Source organism: SAR324 cluster bacterium, assembly GCA_029245725.1.
Taxonomy (GTDB): Bacteria; SAR324; SAR324; order SAR324; family NAC60-12; genus JCVI-SCAAA005.
On record JAQWOT010000359.1, the window covers coordinates 1 to 19840 of the forward strand.

Genomic DNA, 19840 nt, shown 5'->3' on the forward strand with positions numbered 1-19840 from the left:
AGAAAATCCTCAGACAACAAACATTCTTCCATCCATCTCAGACGACAATGTCGAAGTTGTTCAGCTAATCTAACGGTATATTCGACGTCCAGCGCCATCCAGCAATCGAGCATCAATTCAGCATCATTCCCGATGATGAATCTCGCTTTTTCAACAAATTCTACGTTTTTTTTAAACCCTCCAACCCATCTGCAGGACCGTAGGGACAAGCTAGCTTGAAAGCCGTGAAGCCCAATTCTTTGTACCAATCAACATCATTGCCCGTTGCATAACAGAATATTTTCTCTTCTTTGGGTCCACCAATGAGCGAATATACGGGTACTCCCAATGACTTTGCTTTTGCATCCCAAAGAGCCAGATCAATCGCGCTGATTGCGTAGGATGCAAGCCCCACTGTTCCAAAGGGCTTTGTCAATCGGAACATCATGTCTGAAATCATTTCAATGGCAAATCCATCCTTGCCCACTAAATTGGGTTCAAGATGCTCTCGAATGATAGTGGCTGCGACAACTCCTTGATCTGTCATTCCCAAACCCCAGACGCCATTTTCCAGAGTCACTTTACACCACACACTTTCCCACTTGGGAAGCCATAGGTTCCGATGTGCTTTTACTGATGCAAAGCGCGACATTGGATTAGCAACTTCATCAGTTTCTGCCCAAGACTGCTTTCTTGGCTTTGAGTTGAAGTTCTTTTTTGGAAATTGAACCCGGACACATTCAATGGATTTAATCTTCATAAGACTCTGAGAGAATGACATTTCGTAGCTAAAGGGAGTGTAAGTGAGTCAGAAATCCATCAAAATGTTTTTTGTACAAGCCATCATAGAAGAAATCCTTCATGGCTTTTGCTTTTTGAATTGGGATCAGATCAAAACTATTGTTGCTTCCAAAGACTGACAGATGGAAAGAGCAAGCAATATTTAGCATATAAGTTGACATAAAAGCTTCTTCAATACAATTTCCAGATACTAGTGCGCCATGATTTTTGAGAAATAGAACGTTTTTATTCTCAAAAGCCTCAACAAGTCTTTGTATGTTTAGCTCTTCCGAAATTGAATCATATTCATTGAAATAGCCATATGAATCCATGAAGCAGCATGAATGCTGAGTTAATCGTGGTTCAAACACAAAATCAGTTCGGGTGGCAACTGTAGTAATGGACGGGGTATGAATATGGAAAACACACTTGTGAGTATCCAAGTGCTTGTGAACTGGAGTATGAAAATAAGAAGCAGCTTTCAATGGCCTGGCTTCACCAACAAATGATTCGGTTTCTTTATCAAAAACTACGATATTGTTTAAGTTAACAAGATCCCAATGAACGTGGCCCGGTGTCATAAAGACAGTCTTAGGATGAAGTGGGTCATCGTAGCTGATGTGATTCCAAACTCCCTCGACAAGTGAGTGGAGAGCACCTAAGTGATGAACTAAAACAAAATTCTTTTTGGACTTTTCTTGTTGCCTTTCGATCATGAATCCAACTAGTTTTGGTTCATATCAAGAATGGGGATTGACTTAACAAAAGCTTGTTTAAAAGTATTCTTAGGCGTTGTCATTATTGATTTACAATCTCCTATCTCCAGTGAATCCATCCTTCATTACAACGAGTTCATCGCAAGCATTGTAATCAGTTGTGAGATCATGTCTCATGTAGAGTGTTGCCTCTTTTCAAGTAAGCGTGGTATGTGAAATTGACATGACCACCAGCCAACACCAACTACACCAATTCGTGCTACTTCTTTCATGTAAATTAATTTAATCGAAAGTTTTTAGTTTTCTTATTCCTCTGAACCAGTGACAACGTGAACTTTTGTGAATCAACATTCATTACTGATTTTAATTTAATCGATATGGGAGAGCCTAGTATTGAATTCGCTTTAAATTGAGTTCTTCCCTATTGATGCGCAAACCCCATCCAGGCTCATCAGTAAGTCTTATACGCCCATTTTCTGGGAGAATCTCATTTTCAAACATATTCCCAAAAACAGCGGGAAAACTAAGGCAGTCTGGGCTTGTATTCAAGTATTCGCAGAAAGGACAGTGTGGCTGGGTAATCACAAAGTGATAGCTGTAGGCCCCACTTCCATGAGGAACTACTGGAATATCATACGCAGCTGCCAGTGCAGAAATGCGCAATAATTCGGTAAGACCACCACACCACATTACATCGGGTTGTAGAATGTCAACAGCGCGTGATTCAATTAGCTTACGGAAACCATAGCGTGTGTATTCATGCTCACCAGTCGTCCAACGTACCCAAGGCACACGTTCCTTCAAAATTCGATGACCATCAAAATCATGTGGCTGCAGGACCTCCTCAAACCAATAGAGTTTGATGTCCTTCATCGCTTCAGCCAACTCTACTGCGTAGGGCACATCCAGTGACATCCAACAATCCGCCATCAACAGGAAGTCCTCACCCACTCTTTCTCGCATCTCTCCAAATTTCTCACGATTCTTCCGGATTCCATCTAGCCGATCTACAGGGCCATAGGAAAGGGGCATCTTTCCACCAATGAAGCCATTTTCCTTGGCAACGTCCGGTCGAATACCTGTGCAATAGAGTGACACCTCCTCACGGACCGCCCCACCAATCATCTGGTACACGGGTTCATCTCGAAGCAGTCCCAGTAGATCCCACAAAGCAAGATCCACGACACTCAATGCCCAGAGGGGGAGCCCCTTCCCACCATAAAAGACACTTGAGCGGTACATCTGATCCCACATCTGATTCAGGCTTCTAGGATCTTGGCCGATCAGAAAGCGCTTAAAATGCTTTTCTATAATGTAGCAAGCTGGAGCACCTCCCTGCCCTGCGCTAACTCCAATGGTTCCATCATCAGACTCAATTTCCACAACAATGCTATTCATCACGTTGATACCAAAGCTGGTCCGTGAGGCTTTGTAGCTTGGGTAGCCAGACATTGGTGTCGAGATCAAGGAATCAACCAGCCAATGTCCGGATTCACGATCATGATAATCACCCCCAGAGCCCTTTTGATCGAGGACAAAAGCTCGGACGTCTTTGATTTTTGGAAATTTCATAATCACACCCTGGATAATTGCTATCGAATAAGAGGACTGGAATGATTGCTAACGCTAGATTTTAGAAGCTTAGAAGATGAATAGCTTCAAAACATTTTCAAGGTCTGGAATAATCACCAAATAAAGTTGGTTCATCGTTTTTCCCCCTTCTACTTACACAGGATATTCAAAAGTTAAAACCGAGATCCCTGTAAAACCGAGATCAGCAGTCACGGAAGATGAAACATAAACTCCAGAGGCTTGACAACTGGAGCCCTGCTATTTTCAGTAGCCATAATGTCACCCATGAAAGACCACCAACGCTGCATAACTTCATGTTCCGGCAATTCTTCCATTCGGTGATCTTTTGTTCTTTTCAAAACAGCAAATAGAATATTCGTTTCAGGATCTAAGAAGATACTATAGTCAGAAATTCCAGCATCTTTCAGAAGAGCAACAAGATCATCCCAAATTTCATCATGACGTTTCTTGTAAACTTCTGCTTGATTAGGGTTAAGAAGCATTTTAAAAGCAATTTGTTCCATCATATTTTTCAGAATAAAATCAGAAAATTAATTACAATTCAACAACAGTATTGGTATCAAAGGATCGGATAGCTCCTTCAATAGCCTCCTGGGCTGCTAGTCCTTCCTTACCGGAACCATTTACTTCATTAGGTGGTACTTGGTTTATGTTATCTTGCACCCAGGCCTCAATTCTTGATCTAAAAGTTTCTTGGAAATGATTCATTCCACCATAACAGTCATATTGCTCCATACTCCGGCTCCTCCTTGGGTAGTAACGAAGAGACTCACAAGCATTTTCAATAACAATTCTACCTTTTGAACCTACGATCTCCAGGGTTTCTAAGCCAAACGAACCAGACGGAAAATCACCATCGTAGCTACCTCTCAGGTGCCCAATGACCCCATTTTCAAATTGAAGATTCATTTGAGCATTTGACCATATTTTTCTTCCCTCACCTTTATTAGCGAAGCATTGAATTTTTTGTATTGGACCACCGAAGTAATTGAGAATATTGAAGGAGTGAGGATGTAGTGCACGTAGATGGAACCAAGGAGAAGTCTCCACTGGGTTATCAATCCACATCGTCATGTCAATCATGTGAATCGTGCCGATTCGATTTGCGTCAATCCATTCCTTCGCTTTGATCGCAGAGGGGGTGAAACGATGGTTTAGATTAATTCCGTAACGAACTTGTTTTTCTTCAGCTAGTTTTGTCATTAAGCGAGCATGTTCAATATTATTAGAGATAGGTTTTTCACCAAGAACATGTATCCCTGCTTCCAGAAGTTCTACAGTTGGCAGATAGTGATCTCCCCCATTTTCTTCCCCTTTCGTACAAACACTTGCAATCTCCATTGGCATCTCAGTCAGCAGTGATTCAACACTATAATATGCCTTGCAGTTAAATTTATTGGCTGCCTTATCTACTTTTTCCCGATCGATATCACAGACAGCAGTCAAATCCACATTTTCTAGGGAAGAGTAAATCTCTGTATGAATGGAGCCAATATTTCCAACTCCAATTACTGCAGCCTTAATTTTTTTCATAGTTTAATCTGTGATGGATGAAAGAGCACAATTTAACCATCCCTTTGACTCTGCAGCAATAGTGGTGCAGGAGTGAAGTGAAAGATCACCTTGTTTTGCTCCAATAACTTCAAGATTTATAGGTCCAGTGTAATTTGACACCTGTAACAGTTTAAGGATTCCGATTAGATCAATTTTTCCTCTGCCACATATTTGTTGAAATGGTGAGCCTGGGCCTTTGATATCTTGTGCAATACAGTCTCTGATATGGACATGACTGATCCAGGGTAAGACTTCTTTGAATCCATCTACTGGATCCTCTGGAACTCTAAATATATGACTAGGGTCAAAATCTAAACGAACATTGTAACTCTCTAGTAACTGTACAGCTTTTTTGGACAGTTCAGTATTATCAATACAAGTATTATAATGAGCCTTGAAACAAGTCGTCACATTGTATTTATTTGAAATTTCACTGTGTCTTTTAAGACTCTCTAATGCGGAGTCAAAAGATCCTCCGGCAATGGGCACACCATTCGAATCAATACTTCCACCAGGACCGAGGTTGATAACAGGACATCCAATACCTGCTGCCAATTGAACAATGTATTCCCAAAAATTGAGATCGTGCTTTGCCCGCTCAATCGCTGTTACAGGCAATTCATATTTATTGATCAGCGCACAAATCGTAGAAATGTTTTGACTGACTGGATCAGACTCATTGATGTGCTCACTCATTGCTGGATCGAGGGCAGAAAGTTCAATTCCCGAGTAGCCCATTTCACTGGCAGCTATAAAAGCTTTTTCAAGATCAAAATTGCCGAACAGAACTGAGTTAAAACCAAGTTTCATTGTGCCTATATCGTTGATAAAGTTTATCTGGGAGTCCTGCTTTCGAATGAGTTGCAGAAATTTAGATTGGTAAAAATGGATTCCCTTGGATCGGCTGACCATCTTCACTGGCAATATGCTCTTTCAATAGGTGGTCACCCTGACAATTGAAAAGGGTCTCAGTATCCATAAAATGTAGCGCGATGGCCCTTCTCGGCTGACCAGAAAGGTTGGGGCCTGAGCTATGCCAAGTGAGTGAATCGTGAAAATGAACGTGACCTTTTTGCACTGGACAGAGCACTTGAGTCGGTTCACTCATAAAGCTGTCATTGTGTCCAAGCTGCCAGCTTCCATCATGCTGATGCAACCATTCATTCTGATTTCCCTTCAGGTGCGATCCCGGAACCATCACCATACACCCATTCTGAGGACCAGCATCATCAAGAGCGATCCAAGCCGTCAATTGAGTTCCACCCTTCATTATAGGCCACTTTGGCAAATCTTGATGCCATGACAGGCGGCCTCCAACATGACTTGGTTTGTACTGCACCTGATCATGCCAAATCCTGAAATCCGATTTCCCCGTCAACTTCGAGATGTAGTGTTTGAGTTTCGCATTTTTCAAGAGTTGGGAAAACGCTTCGGATGCCTGCCAAATATTGACGATTTGCCAAATTGGCCTCTGCTCTTCTCCTGAAAGATTTGCAATACGAATAGGTTGGGGGCGTGTGGGGTTTTCTCTATGTTCAATGACAGAAAGAATCTCATTAGCAAGCTCAGTTGCTGTGTCTTCAGTGATTAGAGGGCCTGCATTTACAAATCCGTTCTTTTTGAACAGGTATACTTGGTGTTTAGATAAAAGGTCTTCTTCAGCCATACTCATTCACTTGCCTAAATTTTGAGAACATCATCCGTTCGCACGACTTTTTCTTGTAGGATTGACTGCACAGCAGCTTCCAAAGCGATCTGAGCCTTCAGCCCATCTAAACCACTTCCATCGATATCTTGAGGCGCAACATTGCGCTCAATTTCGTCGACAAGATGGTTAATACGATTCACAAAAGTATCTGTGAAACTTTCCATACCCCCAAAAATGGGATTTGTGTAGACAGATTTGACGAGATCACCTGAAGGATAAAGAGTTGCCTCTCGATACATGTCCTCAATCACAACTCTTCCATTAATTCCTGCAAACTCGCATCTCTCCATTGGGTGACCTCGTTGGATATCGTAGCTGCCGGTCAAAGAACCAATACATCCATTTTTAAATCTCAGATTAAACTCTGCATTTGACCAAATGGATCGATTTGGACCCTTCATCGCGAAGCAGTGAACCTGCTCAATATCCCCAAAAAAATGACGCATGATATCAATTGAGTGGGGATGAAGAGCCTTGATGTGAAAAAATGGCGAAGATTCATTGGGATTATGAATCCAAATGCTCATGTTGATAAAAAGTGGGGTTCCTATTCTATTATCAAGCTGCCATTGCTTTGCAATGCGAGCTGCCGGGGTAAACCGATGATTCAGGTTAACAGCCAGTATTTTATTATACCGCTCTGCGGTCTGAACCATTTCGAATGCGTTTGCAATGGAATTGCTGATCGGTTTTTCACAAAGCACATGAGAGCCATTGGTTAGTGCAAATATTGTTGGCTCAAAATGATCACTGCCATATTCATAACCCCCTGTGGTTACGCTACATAGATGTATTTCTTCCTTCGAAAACAACTCTTCTATTGAGGCATAACACGGCAAATTAAATTGAGAAGCTGCCTTTTGGTTCCTTGACGGATCTTTTTCACACAATCCAACAAGATTGATTTTGGGATTCTTTTTATAAATTGCAGCATGGCGATTCCCAATCGGCCCCATACCAATCACAGCGGTGTTAATTGGCATAATCTCCAAGTACGATCTGTTTTTGTTGTGAACTCGACTCGTAGCAGAGCAGAGTCAATTTAAGCGAATCTAGGTATTCGTCAGATGAAGGGGGATCATATGCTCCCTGGGCGAACTCAAGAATTTTTGGAGCTAGTGCTTTGATCCGAAAAGAGTGATTCTCTGGTGAATCAACTTCAGCATGTCGCCATTGTCCGTCCCCAAAGATTTTCCACTTCAGGCCATAGTTAGACTTTTCAGCCTGATTACAACTTGGGGCATCCCCATAGTATTGAATGAGCATTCCATCTGTACCCACTAGCTCCGTCGTGGTCTCACCAAAGTCAGAGGTGAATGAACACTGAATTTCTGCAAATAATCCAGAATCATATCTAAAAATGGCAATCCCGTTGTCATCAGGCACTTCTTGATTTACAAGAGTGTCAATATCGGCATATACCGTCTTAGGGCTTCCAAATAACCAGTGCATTAAGTCAATTGGGTGAGCCGCATCATCCGCCCACATTCCAAGATTCAGTTGCCTATTTACATGCCAGCTTTTCTGAAAATCAGGCCACCTATGTGTGGATAAGCAGTGTCTTCGGCGAAAGTGGAGTAGTTGTCCGAGTCGCTTCTGATCAATGATTTGCTTAATGAATTGGTTTGCAGGATCAACTCTCATCTGCCAGAGCATGAACAGTCGGGCACCAGATTTCTGAATTTCTTGTAAAATTTTCCTTCCGTCAATGATCGTAGTCGCAAGTGGCTTTTGAAGCGCGATGTTCTCCACATATTTACAAGCCAAGGAGACCGCTTCCAGATGATAGGCTGTCTCGCAACCAATGATTACAACATCGATCTGCTGAGAGAGTAAGTCTTCAGGATTGTCAAACTTTCTAAGTTTATGTCTATTACAAAACGAAAGGGCTCGTTTAGAATCAGCATCAAAAACACCTATCACATGAGCAGCAGTAAACTTACAGAATTCCTCTACATAGTGAGAAATATGCCCATGAGCAACTCCATACAAGGCGATCTGAATTGAAGAGCTATGTGTAGGAATAGTCATAATAATTCATCGCATCAAAAAGATATGAAAACTCAGCTGGATTGATTTTATCTCGCCACTTATGAAGAGAATCAGGCCGCATTGGAATTTTAGCTAAATCTTTACCAAGAAATTTTTCTAATCGACTTATTGTAGTTTCCTGATTGAGAACAAAATCTTCAAACCTCACTTCAATCGAATTTTTTGGCTTGGGTACACACTTTTGAATCTCGTATTGATAAAGCCAGGAGATTGCTCGATTTTGAAACACATCCTGTGAATTTGGATAATCTACTGAGAAATCATGAAGATCATCTGTTAAATGTCTCCCAAGAATGCTATCAAATGGATGCCTAGACCAAAAAATATAAAATGCATCCGGGAAAAGGTTGTAAATCCAGGGGTAGATGAGAGTGGTTTCAGGTAATTTCCAACCTTTAAATTCACTATTCGATTCTAATATAGGCTTAAGATATTCCTGAACTAATTTGTTGAAACTTTCTGGCACTTCTTGTTCTAACACTTCTGAAAAATCCCATTGATAATTACCTGAATATTTCACATACTTTGAGAATATATGGCAACTACGATATAGGTTGTGTGGTGGAACAAAATCACAGGAGTTATTAAGCAAGCTACCCATGTAAACATTACTCGCATACAGTGTCTGAGCAATACTTCTTGTACCTGAATGACCGCGTCCGATGACAATGATCATCATGGTTGTTTTGCCTCAATACTCAGTCCATTCAACTGTATTTCCTTTGTTCGCATGCATGCTGTTAGGTGGTGACTTCCAACATCTGACAACTTCATAGGAGTAGCTTGACAGGCATCTATCCGATAACCACATCTTTCAAACATATTACAACCAATTCTTTCTCTCGACAAATCTGGTGGCTCGCCCGATAAAATCTTCCTCTTGCCTTTCGACTTTCTATTTGAAATTTTAGGCACTGCATCAAGTAAAGCTTCTGTGTAGGGGTGTTTTGGTGAATTCAAAACTTCTTCCTTAGTCCCAAATTCAACAATTCTACCAGCATACATCACAGCAATTCGATCACAGATATGTCGAATCACACTCATATCGTGTGAGATGAAGATATATGAATAGTGGTAACGCGCCTGAAGTTCTTTTAGTAAGTTAATGATTTGAGCTTGAACAGATACATCTAGCGCTGAGACTGCCTCATCACAAATAATAACTTTTGGAGAGATAATTAAAGAGCGAGCTATTCCAATCCGTTGCCTCTGGCCTCCACTAAAACTATGTGGGTACCGCCTTAGATGTTCATCTCGTAAACCGACCTGAGCGATAACTTCCGATACCTTTTGTTCAATCTCCTCTTTTGGATACCGATGAATAATTAATGGCTCAGCAACGGTTTCAAAAACATTAATTCGTGGATTTAATGATGAAAACGGATCCTGAAAGATAATTTGGACTGATTTAGTGTAGTCTTTCTTCTCTCTGTCATTAGCATTGATCAAATTGATCTTCTGATCTCCATCATTATAAAGAACCGATCCAGAAGTTATGTTGTATAGATTCACTAAAGATCTACCAAGTGTGGATTTCCCACAACCACTCTCACCAATAATACCGAGTGTTTCTCCCTTATATAATTCGAAGCTAACCCCATCGACTGCTCGAATATATCTGGTTTCGCTAAAGAAACCCGTGCGTAAAGAGAAATATTTTTTCAGGTCATTTACCTGAAGAATTACTTTTTCATCATGCATGAAGATGGCAGCTCACCGTATGGCCGTTATTGTAAGTTTTATGAGCAGGTTTCTGACGTAAGCAGATCTCACCAAGCCTTTCTGTACATCGACTATAGAAAGGACAGCCTGTATGGACTTCAAATGGAGAGGGAATAGACCCTTCAATTGGGTCTAGGGATTCAATTGGTTGGTCAATCTTTGGAATCGATTTGAGAAGCGCTCTGGTGTAGGGATGGAGCGGATTGTCAATCACTTCGTCAGCGACCCCACTTTCCACAACACGCCCAAAATACATCACTAAAATCCGATCAGAGATTTCACCAATGACTGCCAAATCATGGGAGATATAGATCATTGACATGTTAAACTCTGATTTGATTGACTCCAATAGTTCCAGAATTTGAGCTTCAATCGTTACATCCAGAGCTGTTGTAGGCTCATCTGCGATCAGAATCTTTGGATTGCATACTAGCGCCATTGCAATCATTGCCCGCTGACGCATGCCTCCACTGAATTCATGTGGGTATCTTTTGAAAAACATCGCTGGAGAGGGAATGCCAACTTTTTCCAATAATCCTAGGCATACACTCAAGACATCAGTTTCTGATAATTCTGGTCGATGTAAGGTCAATGCCTCTGAAATCTGATCACCGATACTATGAAGAGGGCTGAAGGAAGACATCGGTTCCTGAAAAATCATACTGATGTCATTCCATCGAACATTTCTATAGGTATCTCCATAAGTTGGCAGTAAATTGAGTTCAAGATTCCTCGATTCTGGTTCGAAACGAATACTGCCACTGACAATCTTGGCAGGTGGCTGAGAAAGTATCCCGAGAATCGATTGAACGGTGACTGACTTTCCGCTTCCACTCTCTCCAATGACCCCAAGAGTTTCATTCTCAAAAACTTCGAAGTTCACATCTGTCAACGCATGAACAACCCCTTCACGCAGATAAAAGTTGATTGACAAGTCCTTTACTTCAAGAATTCTCTGCATGATCTTTCAAGAATAGGGGTCTGCAGCATCACGAAGGCCATCACCAACAAAATTAAAAAGAAGCACTGTCCCAATGACAAAAATGGCTGGTATCAGTAACCAGGGCTGATTGGTAATTGCCATTAGATCTTGGGAATCTTGCAACAAGGTTCCCCAACTAACTGCTGGTGGTTGAATCCCCAAACCCAAAAAGCTCAGTGCAGTTTCAGCGAGGATCATTCCTGGAATGGAAAGTGTGATGGAAACAATTAAATGACTCGAAAATCCAGGCAACAAATGCTTGACGATGATTCGAGAAGTAGAAGCTCCAGCTGCCCTTGCCGCCAATGTGTAGTCTTCTTCCCGCAGAGCTAAAATCTTCCCACGAGTTACTCTGGCGAGGGGCCCCCAACTAATGATTGAAAGGATAATTGTTATCGCAAAATATGTTTTCAATGATGACCAATCTCTTGGCAATACCGCTGAAAATGCCATCCATAGGGGGATAGTTGGCAAAGAAATCATGAAGTCAATAAAACGTTGTATCAGGTCATCGATATAACCACCGTAGTATCCAGAGACTCCTCCAAGCAAAATGCCAATTAAGAAACTCAAACTGACCCCCACAAGACCAATCGATAATGAGATCTGAGAGCCATGGATTGTTCTAGAGAAGACATCCCGACCTAGCCGATCTGAACCAAACAGAAATACTGGCGTTTTTTCATCTATTCCAAAAAGATGGATGTTACTTTTGAAGATGCCAAATAAGCTATACTCTTCTCCCTCTGTGAAAAATTGAATGTAGACTTTCTTGGTCAAATCAGGTTCGTATTTCCAGGAAAATGTTTTTTTGTCCAATATTTTTTTTTGTCCATAGACAAATGGGCTCGAAAAACCAGCTTCTGAATCATAGATATGAATTGAAGTAGGTGCTGAAAAATTATATTTCGAAAACCTTTGTGTAGATGAATAAGGAACAAGAAAATCTGAGAAAATCGCAAATAAATATAGCAAGCCAAGGAAAATAAGCGAAATTGAGGCAAGTCGATGCTGCCGGAAACGTGATCGGATCAACGACCACTGGGTGGCATAGTAAAAATTCTTATCTTCTTCGTTAATTACTGATGAAGAATTTGGAAAATTTCCCATTAATTATTTACTTAATCTTTCAAATCTAATTCGAGGATCTAACCAAACTAATAATAGATCAGATATCAAAGAACCAATAATTGTTAGTAGGCTTAAAATCATCACTATACTTGCAGCTAACCACATATCTTGAGAGAGTACAGATCTTAATAAAACTGGGCCAAGTGTTTGTATACCAAGGACAATTGAAATTAAGATTTCACCTGCAATTAAGGCTGGAAGCAACCAACCAATTGTACTAATGATTGGATTGATAGCCATTCTGACAGGATATTTCAGCAAAAGATCACGAAATTTTAGACCTTTTGCTTTCGCTGTAATTACATATGGCTTCTTCAATTCATCAAGAAGGTTGCCGCGCATCACTCTGATTATTGTTCCCGTTCCTTGAAGTCCAATTAAAATCACAGGCAAGACAAGATGTTTGCATAAATCAATAAATTTATCGAAACTCCAAGGTGCAGTCACATACTCCGGTGAATATAATCCTAGTACTGAGTAATCAAAGAATTTAAGAAACAACCACGCAAAAATCAGAGCCATCAAAAATGGTGGGGTTGCCAGTCCCAAAAATCCAATAAAAGTAAAAAAGTAGTCAAATTTTGAGTACTGATGAATCGCTGAATAAATTCCGATTGGTATCGCTAGTGCCCACGAAATAATTAGCGCTCCAAATGTAAGGCCAATTGAGAGAGGTAATTTTTCTGCAATAATTTCATTAACAGGTTTTTGATATTCGAAGGAATAACCAAAGTTTCCATGAAAAATAATGTTTTCCAACCACCGCCAATATCGTTCAACAACAGGTGCGTTGAACCCATATTGTTCTTTAATCCTTAACGCCTCATCTTCTAATACTGTGACACCAGTTGCCCGAAGTGAAGATATATAAAAATCTGCAAAATCTCCTGGAGGTAATTCAATGATTGCGTAGGCGACAACTGAAATAACGAAAAGTATCGGAATCAGTTGAAACAGCCTTTTGATTGTGTAAGTCAGCATAATATTTAAGGGCTGACTTGGAGAGTCAGCCCGGTTTCATTTACTTGTAGAACATTTGTTCACCGCTGTTATCAGCGGCGATAGCTTGACCAGATTGTTGAACATTTCCAATATTTGGATTTGTAATCAAAACATAATTCACGTTGTCAACTATGTTTAACATCCAAAGATTATCACCCATATTTTGCATCAATTCTCCATATAGTTTTCCATCTTTAGAAGAATAAGGAACATATGCTCCACGTTCTCTAGTGATGTTCATCAGACGTTTCATTTCAGCAGGTGGTTCTTCACCTTCAGCACCGTTAGAATCATACCATTGACGCCACAAAGGGGCATATCCAGTGCCACCAGTTGAAGGCAGATAGTCGTTCCATCCTCCAGAAACCCAGAGCGGTTTATGAACCCAGAGAATTGTTGAATGCTTTCGTTCATTATTTTGTCCTGTCACATTCATAAGTGTGTTTTCAAGCATCTTACTAGTCGTTTTGATGCCAACAGCTTCAAAATGCTGAGTCAGCAGTTCAACAACAAATTTGATATCCGGAGCGTAGTCACCGTACTCAATTCGATACTCAAAAGTTTTTCCGTTAGGCCCAATACGAAAGCCATCACTGCCTTTGGTCATCCCGATGCTATCAAGCAGTTCTTCAGCTTTTGCTGGATCATATCCCTTGTATAAGTGCTCTGGCATTGTTCCAAAACCAAAATACACATTTTCCAGGATTTCTTCCCTGTTCATCGCATAATTTAATGCTTCTCTGAACTTCAGATTGTTGAGTACTTTTTTGTCATTTTCATCAGCTAACGTGAAGTTGAAGAAAAGGACTGTCGGATTCACGTGCATGTCCAGCAAATGAGTTTGAATAAGGCCTTTATCTTCGGCCTCTTTATACAATGGCATTTTCACTAATGCCGTATCCTCTCTAAGTAAATCAATCTCTCCTGCCAAAACCTTAAGATTTACTGCTTCTGTGTCATTCACTTGTTGTGAAATAACTCTATCAACATAAGGTAATTGCTGGCCAGAACTATCAACTTTGAAATAATAAGGATTTCTCTTGAACTCCAAAATTTCATCAGCAGTTTCTACTTTCAACCATGCCCACAGGGAGGGATAGTTTGCACTGCATGGGCGAGTCAATTCCCAATTCGTACAATCCATTGCGTTAAAGTATTGCCACCACTCATCTTTAAATCCCATTTTCTTCATTTCTGGTTGTAAGGATGCTAGGGAAGTATATTTTGGGTGATAATTCTTCAAATGATGAGATGGTCTTAGCATATCGGTGTATCCCTGCCAGCCTTTAATGCTGAGTTCACTTATCAACGAACCGTAAGGGCTGTCAAATTCCATTGTGAATTGATAATCGCTTTGAAAGGTGATTTTAGCAGGATTACCAGCTGGATCTCCCCCAGATTTGAATTTAGACGGATATGCTGATGTTAATTTCTCATCACCGTATATATCCTCGAAAACAAATCGAACATCTTCTGTTGTTACAGGATTGCCATCAGACCACTTTAGGCCCTCGCGAAGATAGAAAGTAAACTTTTTGTTATCATTTTCTATCTTGAAATCCTTGAAAACATTTCCACGAACATCTTTGATACTTATTCCAGGTGCCATCAGTACATGCTCATTTAGCATGATAAAGACATCAGGATTCCAACCTGGGTTAGTATGGCCAAACCTCATTGTTCCACCGTACTTACCGGGTTGCCAGTTTGGGAGTTCATCAGCGTGTGAAATTACGCCTTTTTCGACTACAAATGGTGTTTTGGGGAGTCTTTGTTCGATTGGAGGAATTTCTCCTTTGGAAACCATTTCTTTCAAGGATGGTGCTTCTTTGTACTCTGCCGCAGAGACAGCTGTTCCAAGAAAAAGTGAAGCTGTTGCTAAAAGTGAAGCTAGTTTCATTTGAACCTCAAAAAATTAGTTAATAGATCTAATATTCTAAACTTATATAAATTTTTAACCTCCTTTCTTAAGAATTTACACTTATTGTGACCTATGTCATCTTGACTTCTCCTGTAATCTTTTTGCTGTATTGGCATCACCGATATAGAGGCTATCATATGCCTCTTGTGAGGACTTGAATGCCCCATGCCCTTGAATACCATGCCAATCTCCTTGCTCATAAATTGGAGATTCTAATCCTGTTTCTTCCTTTCTCTTGGTTAACCAAGCTTCCATCTTCCTTTCTAATGTATCGACCATGTCAGGGCGTAATTCTGCTAAGTTTTTTAACTCATTCGGGTCATCTTTCAGATTATACAATTCAACTTCTGGCTTGAAATGAAAATCAGGCTCAAGAGCAACAATTAACTTCCATTCTGGTGTTCTCCAACCATGTTTTCTCATCCATGTACACTCTGTAATATAAAATTCTTGCTCCATGTCATGATCATGAAAATCAATCAGATTTTTTAAACTTTTCCCATCATATTCAACACTTGTATCGATTTCTAGTAAGTCGAGAATTGTAGGGACAATATCAACATGGCTAGTATATGACTTTACCACTTTCCCTTTAGGTAGTTTTGGGGGCAGCCTTATGATCAGAGGGACCTTTAGATTAGATTCATACAAACCATGATGATCAAAATAGCAGTCATGCTCATATAAGGTTTCACCGTGATCTGAGTTCAAGACGATTAGGGTTTCGTCATAGACTCCCAAAGATTTTAAGAGCTGAATCATGTTTTGAATACAAGCATCCATGTAGGCTATTTCACCATCATACTGTGCCACTACGTAGTCTTTATCTGTGATGCCAGGTGGCATCCAACTCTTATGAAAATCACAAAAAGGTTTGAAATTGAAAATAGGTTCCATGGATTTATTGCCCTCCATACACTCATCCCCTTGATAAAATAATCGTTCAAAAGGAGCTGGAGGCAAATAGGGGGCGTGTGGGTCCATATGTCTCAAGAAAAGCAGAAATGGTTGTTCTCCCTTTAGAAGTTCCTTCAATCGTGGAATTGCCACATCGTTCAATTTTTCTGCTTTATGCAGCCGTCCTTCGTCCCAGCTCCCCCATGCAGGATAGTCTAGGTATTCATCAAAGCCTCTTGAGCTTGGATTCCCTGTAAATCCAACGCAGCTGGTGTAGTAGCCGTGGTCTCTAAGTATTTCGGGCAGGGTCTGGATTTCCTCCCTAAGCTGGCCCTTGTGCCTCAGCGCTACTACCTGCGTATTGATCACATCAAACCCTGTCAACATGGACGCATATCCAGGAGTTGTTGGGATGTTCGGACTAAAATAGTTCTTAAAACATACCCCCTCACGGGCTATCTGATCGATGTGAGGAGAGGTATTGCGAGTGTAGCCATTACAACCAAGATGGTCTGAACGTAGTGAATCGATTCCAAAAAATATGATGTTCTTTTTTTCGCCCATTCTCTGATTCCTCTAGATAAATTCGAATATTCGTCTACCTGTATTGCATTATGGAAATTCCTTCCAATAACTCACCCAGTTATGATATTCGACATCAATTATCGTATATGATGTTCGACATCAACTTTTATTTTTTAATCAAGTTCTTGAAATCTACATTTTCAGACAACTGACGTCGCACAAAAAAAGATTGCTTTTCAACCTGTACTTCCTTTATTTAGTGCCCCTTCATACGTGGCTGGATTTCTCAAACCATGAAAGAGAAGGAACTTTATGAAGTTGAATGAGTCTAAGCGGACGTCTGGTTGGCGTCGTTTTCTCAAGTACGGTAAGAAAATTGTTGGAGGAACAACCCTACTCTCTGCCCTCTGCCTTACACCCTCCGCTGTTCTAGCAGGTGGGCATGGGCTGCCCAAGGATGCTGCACCCACAGACCAGCAGGTGCTTCGTGTACCATGCGACAACACTCGCAATGAAGTAACTTTTGATTTCGCTGTAGCGGTTTATCAGCGCTACGAGTGCATTGCGGACCTCTTCCAGGATACACTGGTTGATCTGGACAAGGACTTCAATGTCATTCCTGCCTCTGCAGAGAGCTGGTCTGTCGATGCAAGTGGGAAAGTCTGGACTTTCAAACTGCGCAAGGGCCTCCAGTGGAGTGATGGAACTCCATTGACTGCTGCGGATTATGAAGCAACCTTCCGTTACTCAGCAGATCCCTCCAGTGCCTGGGACTTTACCTGGTTCTATTCTTTTATTGGAGCAGGTGGAATCAAGAACTGGAGCGAGGTAATTGCCGGGGAAATGCCCACCTCTGCGCTGGGTATTCGAGCCGTTGATGACCTGACACTGGAAGTAGAAACCGAAGGGGTCTTCCCGCCCCTGCCTGGTGTGATGAAGTTTGCCTTCTTGCTCTCCAAGAAAGCTCTGGAAGCGCACGGGCCCTATTACAACAACGATCCCGAAACCTCTGTCTCTGCAGGGCCTTACATGCTGACAGAGTTTGATCCAGGTAACAGAATCGTTGTGGAAGCCAACCCAAATTACAAAGGGTATCGTCCGGCTCGTTTGCAACGGATCGAGGGCATTTACATGTCTCCAGCAACCTTCTTCACTGCATTTCAACAGGGTGAGGTCGATACGGTCCCTTATGAGCGGCTGACTCCAGCAGACTTCAAGGTCATTGAGAGTGATCCCGTGTTGAAGAACAACTATCTCCGACACTTTGGAGATTTCCGTACGGATTATCTGCTCTTCGATACCTACACGGCCCCCTTCAATGATCTGAATGTTCGCAAAGCCTTCGCCTACGCCTTGGATCGTGATGCTATCGTCAAGAACGTCTATGGTGAGATCAAAGCGATGCCTGCACATTCCATGTTGATGCCGGGTTATCCTGCTTCGGACACCAAGGATGAGTTGAAGCAATACCAGACCTTCGACTGCCCGAAGGCCAAGAAACACTTGGCTGATGCAGGCTATCCTGATGGGAAAGGATTCCCAGCCCAGGAGATGTGGCTTCGTGGAGAGGGTCCGGCGATGAGCGCTGTCTATCAGGCTTCTGCCGCTTCGATTGCACAGTGTCTGAACATCAAGATTGAGGTTTCCAACAAGGACGGAAAGGTCTACATGGATGCCCTCAACGCCAAACCGACACAGCTGACTCTAGGTGCCGTTTCCTATGGAATGGATTTTCTGGATCCTTCGAACTTGTTGGGAATCTGGGTTTCTTCAGGAAGACACTCCTGGACAAACGATAAGTTCGACAGCATGGTTGCTGAGGCTAGTAACCTGGTGGGAGATGATAAGAAACGGGAGCAGATGTTCCGTGATGCCCAAAAGATTCTGGTCGATGATGTTGGCGGAGTCTTTATTGCCCATCGCTGGCAGGGAGACCTCTTCAAGCCATATGTCCAGGGAGACAGTTTCCGAGTGCCAGATTCTAATGGAATTTCTGGAAAGCACTGGGGTAACGACTGGTACTGGGGTAATGTTTACATCACGAATGCGAAGTAAACGGGAATCCAGAATCAAACCTGATTGGGGTTAAGACGATATGCTAGGTTATATTTGTGGGAGAATTCTTGCGCTGATGATGATTCTCCTTGCTGTGTCCGTAATCGTCTTTTCCCTGATGCACTCCGTTCCAGGTGGTCCATTCGACGAACGAAAGGGCCGCCTCCCTCCGGCCGCAAAGGCCAACATTCTCAAGAAATACGGCTTGGATCAGCCCGTCTGGAAGCAGTACATCAATTACATGAGCCATGCGGTTCGCTTCGATTTTGGTATTCCCTACCAACGCCCTCATACGACTGTCGCCAAGTTGATCAGTAAGTCCTGGGCCATTACGGTTCAAGTGGGGCTAACAACAATTGTTGTTGCCTTTGGCTTTGGGATATTAGCTGGAGTTTACGCAGCCTACCACCAGAACTCATGGATCGACACGCTAGTCACCTTTGTTTCCAGCTTAGGAGTCACTGTGCCCAATTTCGTTGTGGCGATGTGGCTAATTCTGGTCTTTGCCGTCTCCCTTGACTGGTTACCCATGGGGGGCTGGGGTTCTTCTGGTCAATGTTTGATCGACAAGTATTTCTGTACTGATTGGATCCTACCCGTAGTTGCCTATGCGATTGCACCGATGGCTATCGTGGCCCGCTACACCCGGGCAAGCATAGTCGAGGTGATGGGTGAAGATTATGTCCGGACAGCCAGGGCTAAGGGGCTCTCCGAGGTCAAAGTGATGCGCAAACACGTCTTCCGCAACGCCCAGATCCCAATGGTCACTGCTCTTGGAACTGAGATCCCCAACCTGATCACAGGGAGCATCTTCATTGAATCGACCTTCCGCATCAACGGTCTCGGCAAGTACTTTGTTACAAGTACGCTGAACAGGGACTATCCGATGATCATGGCTACCTTTCTCCTCGTTGCGTTTCTTTGGGGAATTCTTTATCTGCTGACGGATATCGCCTACACCATGATTGACCCACGGGTTCGCCTGGGTGCAAAATCGCTTTCCTAAATCCACCCTTGAGTAACTCCACACCAACCAGACGTAGCTTTCTGAGGGATGCCATTCGGCGTTTTTCCCAGAATAGATTAGCTTTGCTCGGCTTGTTTCTTGTGGGATTTATTCTGTTCTTAGCACTCTTTGCGGATCTGCTTTCACCCTTTGCTTACGACCGAGTCTACTTTGATCGGGTGTTGCTGATGCCTTTTGATCACCCAGAGCATCCACT

19 protein-coding genes are annotated in these 19840 nt (G+C 42.1%); 3 read left to right on the top strand and 16 right to left on the bottom strand.

Annotated elements, in window-relative coordinates; genetic code table 11:
- Positions 1–160: 160 nt before the first annotated feature.
- The 16 genes from P8O70_20040 to P8O70_20115 form a co-directional block, all read right to left on the bottom strand.
- Positions 161–739 (bottom strand): hypothetical protein, encoded by a 579-nt coding sequence (locus P8O70_20040; protein ID MDG2199131.1) that lies wholly within the window; start codon positions 737–739, stop codon positions 161–163.
- 28 nt (positions 740–767) lie between these two features.
- Positions 768–1475 (bottom strand): class II aldolase/adducin family protein, encoded by a 708-nt coding sequence (locus P8O70_20045; protein MDG2199132.1) that lies wholly within the window; start codon positions 1473–1475, stop codon positions 768–770.
- A 387-nt stretch (positions 1476–1862) separates the two neighbouring features.
- The gene (gene rhmD / locus P8O70_20050) at positions 1863–3047 is read right to left on the bottom strand and encodes an L-rhamnonate dehydratase (protein ID MDG2199133.1); all 1185 of its coding nucleotides are present in this window, start codon (positions 3045–3047) and stop codon (positions 1863–1865) included.
- A gap of 209 nt (positions 3048–3256) precedes the next feature.
- Positions 3257–3571 carry an L-rhamnose mutarotase gene (locus P8O70_20055; GenBank protein ID MDG2199134.1) on the bottom strand — a complete coding sequence of 105 codons (315 nt, stop codon included), beginning with the start codon at positions 3569–3571 and terminating at the stop codon, positions 3257–3259.
- A gap of 31 nt (positions 3572–3602) precedes the next feature.
- Positions 3603–4601: a Gfo/Idh/MocA family oxidoreductase gene (locus P8O70_20060; protein MDG2199135.1), complete on the bottom strand. Its 999-nt coding sequence runs from the start codon at positions 4599–4601 to the stop codon at positions 3603–3605.
- A gap of 3 nt (positions 4602–4604) precedes the next feature.
- Positions 4605–5432, bottom strand: a complete 828-nt coding sequence (locus P8O70_20065; protein MDG2199136.1) for a sugar phosphate isomerase/epimerase — start codon at positions 5430–5432, stop codon at positions 4605–4607.
- 61 nt (positions 5433–5493) lie between these two features.
- Positions 5494–6288 (bottom strand): phytanoyl-CoA dioxygenase family protein, encoded by a 795-nt coding sequence (locus P8O70_20070; GenBank protein MDG2199137.1) that lies wholly within the window; start codon positions 6286–6288, stop codon positions 5494–5496.
- Positions 6289–6302: 14 nt separating this feature from the next.
- Complete coding sequence (locus P8O70_20075; GenBank protein ID MDG2199138.1) at positions 6303–7313, bottom strand: Gfo/Idh/MocA family oxidoreductase; 1011 nt, start codon at positions 7311–7313, stop codon at positions 6303–6305.
- Positions 7303–8361, bottom strand: coding sequence for a Gfo/Idh/MocA family oxidoreductase (locus P8O70_20080; protein MDG2199139.1), 1059 nt, complete (start codon positions 8359–8361; stop codon positions 7303–7305). The genes P8O70_20075 and P8O70_20080 overlap by 11 nt, the downstream gene beginning before the upstream one ends.
- The gene (locus tag P8O70_20085) at positions 8342–9061 is read right to left on the bottom strand and encodes a sulfotransferase (protein MDG2199140.1); all 720 of its coding nucleotides are present in this window, start codon (positions 9059–9061) and stop codon (positions 8342–8344) included. The genes P8O70_20080 and P8O70_20085 overlap by 20 nt, the downstream gene beginning before the upstream one ends.
- Positions 9058–10083, bottom strand: a complete 1026-nt coding sequence (locus tag P8O70_20090) for an ATP-binding cassette domain-containing protein (protein MDG2199141.1) — start codon at positions 10081–10083, stop codon at positions 9058–9060. Before P8O70_20090 ends, P8O70_20085 begins: the two co-directional genes overlap by 4 nt.
- Positions 10076–11065, bottom strand: coding sequence for an ABC transporter ATP-binding protein (locus P8O70_20095; protein ID MDG2199142.1), 990 nt, complete (start codon positions 11063–11065; stop codon positions 10076–10078). Before P8O70_20095 ends, P8O70_20090 begins: the two co-directional genes overlap by 8 nt.
- 6 nt (positions 11066–11071) lie before the next feature.
- Complete coding sequence (locus P8O70_20100) at positions 11072–12196, bottom strand: ABC transporter permease (GenBank protein ID MDG2199143.1); 1125 nt, start codon at positions 12194–12196, stop codon at positions 11072–11074.
- A 3-nt stretch (positions 12197–12199) separates the two neighbouring features.
- The gene (locus P8O70_20105) at positions 12200–13198 is read right to left on the bottom strand and encodes an ABC transporter permease (GenBank protein ID MDG2199144.1); all 999 of its coding nucleotides are present in this window, start codon (positions 13196–13198) and stop codon (positions 12200–12202) included.
- A 40-nt stretch (positions 13199–13238) separates the two neighbouring features.
- Positions 13239–15119 carry an ABC transporter substrate-binding protein gene (locus tag P8O70_20110; protein MDG2199145.1) on the bottom strand — a complete coding sequence of 627 codons (1881 nt, stop codon included), beginning with the start codon at positions 15117–15119 and terminating at the stop codon, positions 13239–13241.
- Positions 15120–15215: 96 nt separating this feature from the next.
- A complete protein-coding gene (locus tag P8O70_20115) occupies positions 15216–16601 on the bottom strand; it encodes a sulfatase (protein ID MDG2199146.1) in 1386 nt (461 codons plus the stop codon).
- Between the two features lie 273 nt (positions 16602–16874).
- Between P8O70_20115 and P8O70_20120 the strand changes: the two genes are divergently transcribed.
- The 3 genes from P8O70_20120 to P8O70_20130 form a co-directional block, all read left to right on the top strand.
- Entirely contained in the window at positions 16875–18617 is a 1743-nt protein-coding gene (locus P8O70_20120; GenBank protein ID MDG2199147.1) for a peptide ABC transporter substrate-binding protein, read from the top strand.
- Positions 18618–18657: 40 nt separating this feature from the next.
- Entirely contained in the window at positions 18658–19623 is a 966-nt protein-coding gene (locus tag P8O70_20125; GenBank protein MDG2199148.1) for an ABC transporter permease, read from the top strand.
- 8 nt (positions 19624–19631) lie between these two features.
- A partial coding sequence (locus tag P8O70_20130) for a peptide ABC transporter permease (protein ID MDG2199149.1) occupies positions 19632–19840 on the top strand: 209 nt, incomplete at its 3' end.

Coding starts and splice junctions, on each gene's coding strand:
- P8O70_20040 (MDG2199131.1), bottom strand. CDS start 739: ATGAAGATTAAATCCATTGAATGTGTCCGGGTTCAATTTCCAAAAAAG.
- P8O70_20045 (MDG2199132.1), bottom strand. CDS start 1,475: ATGATCGAAAGGCAACAAGAAAAGTCCAAAAAGAATTTTGTTTTAGTT.
- rhmD (MDG2199133.1), bottom strand. CDS start 3,047: ATGAAATTTCCAAAAATCAAAGACGTCCGAGCTTTTGTCCTCGATCAA.
- P8O70_20055 (MDG2199134.1), bottom strand. CDS start 3,571: ATGGAACAAATTGCTTTTAAAATGCTTCTTAACCCTAATCAAGCAGAA.
- P8O70_20060 (MDG2199135.1), bottom strand. CDS start 4,601: ATGAAAAAAATTAAGGCTGCAGTAATTGGAGTTGGAAATATTGGCTCC.
- P8O70_20065 (MDG2199136.1), bottom strand. CDS start 5,432: ATGAAACTTGGTTTTAACTCAGTTCTGTTCGGCAATTTTGATCTTGAA.
- P8O70_20070 (MDG2199137.1), bottom strand. CDS start 6,288: ATGGCTGAAGAAGACCTTTTATCTAAACACCAAGTATACCTGTTCAAA.
- P8O70_20075 (MDG2199138.1), bottom strand. CDS start 7,313: ATGCCAATTAACACCGCTGTGATTGGTATGGGGCCGATTGGGAATCGC.
- P8O70_20080 (MDG2199139.1), bottom strand. CDS start 8,361: ATGACTATTCCTACACATAGCTCTTCAATTCAGATCGCCTTGTATGGA.
- P8O70_20085 (MDG2199140.1), bottom strand. CDS start 9,061: ATGATGATCATTGTCATCGGACGCGGTCATTCAGGTACAAGAAGTATT.
- P8O70_20090 (MDG2199141.1), bottom strand. CDS start 10,083: ATGCATGATGAAAAAGTAATTCTTCAGGTAAATGACCTGAAAAAATAT.
- P8O70_20095 (MDG2199142.1), bottom strand. CDS start 11,065: ATGCAGAGAATTCTTGAAGTAAAGGACTTGTCAATCAACTTTTATCTG.
- P8O70_20100 (MDG2199143.1), bottom strand. CDS start 12,196: ATGGGAAATTTTCCAAATTCTTCATCAGTAATTAACGAAGAAGATAAG.
- P8O70_20105 (MDG2199144.1), bottom strand. CDS start 13,198: ATGCTGACTTACACAATCAAAAGGCTGTTTCAACTGATTCCGATACTT.
- P8O70_20110 (MDG2199145.1), bottom strand. CDS start 15,119: ATGAAACTAGCTTCACTTTTAGCAACAGCTTCACTTTTTCTTGGAACA.
- P8O70_20115 (MDG2199146.1), bottom strand. CDS start 16,601: ATGGGCGAAAAAAAGAACATCATATTTTTTGGAATCGATTCACTACGT.
- P8O70_20120 (MDG2199147.1), top strand. CDS start 16,875: ATGAAGTTGAATGAGTCTAAGCGGACGTCTGGTTGGCGTCGTTTTCTC.
- P8O70_20125 (MDG2199148.1), top strand. CDS start 18,658: ATGCTAGGTTATATTTGTGGGAGAATTCTTGCGCTGATGATGATTCTC.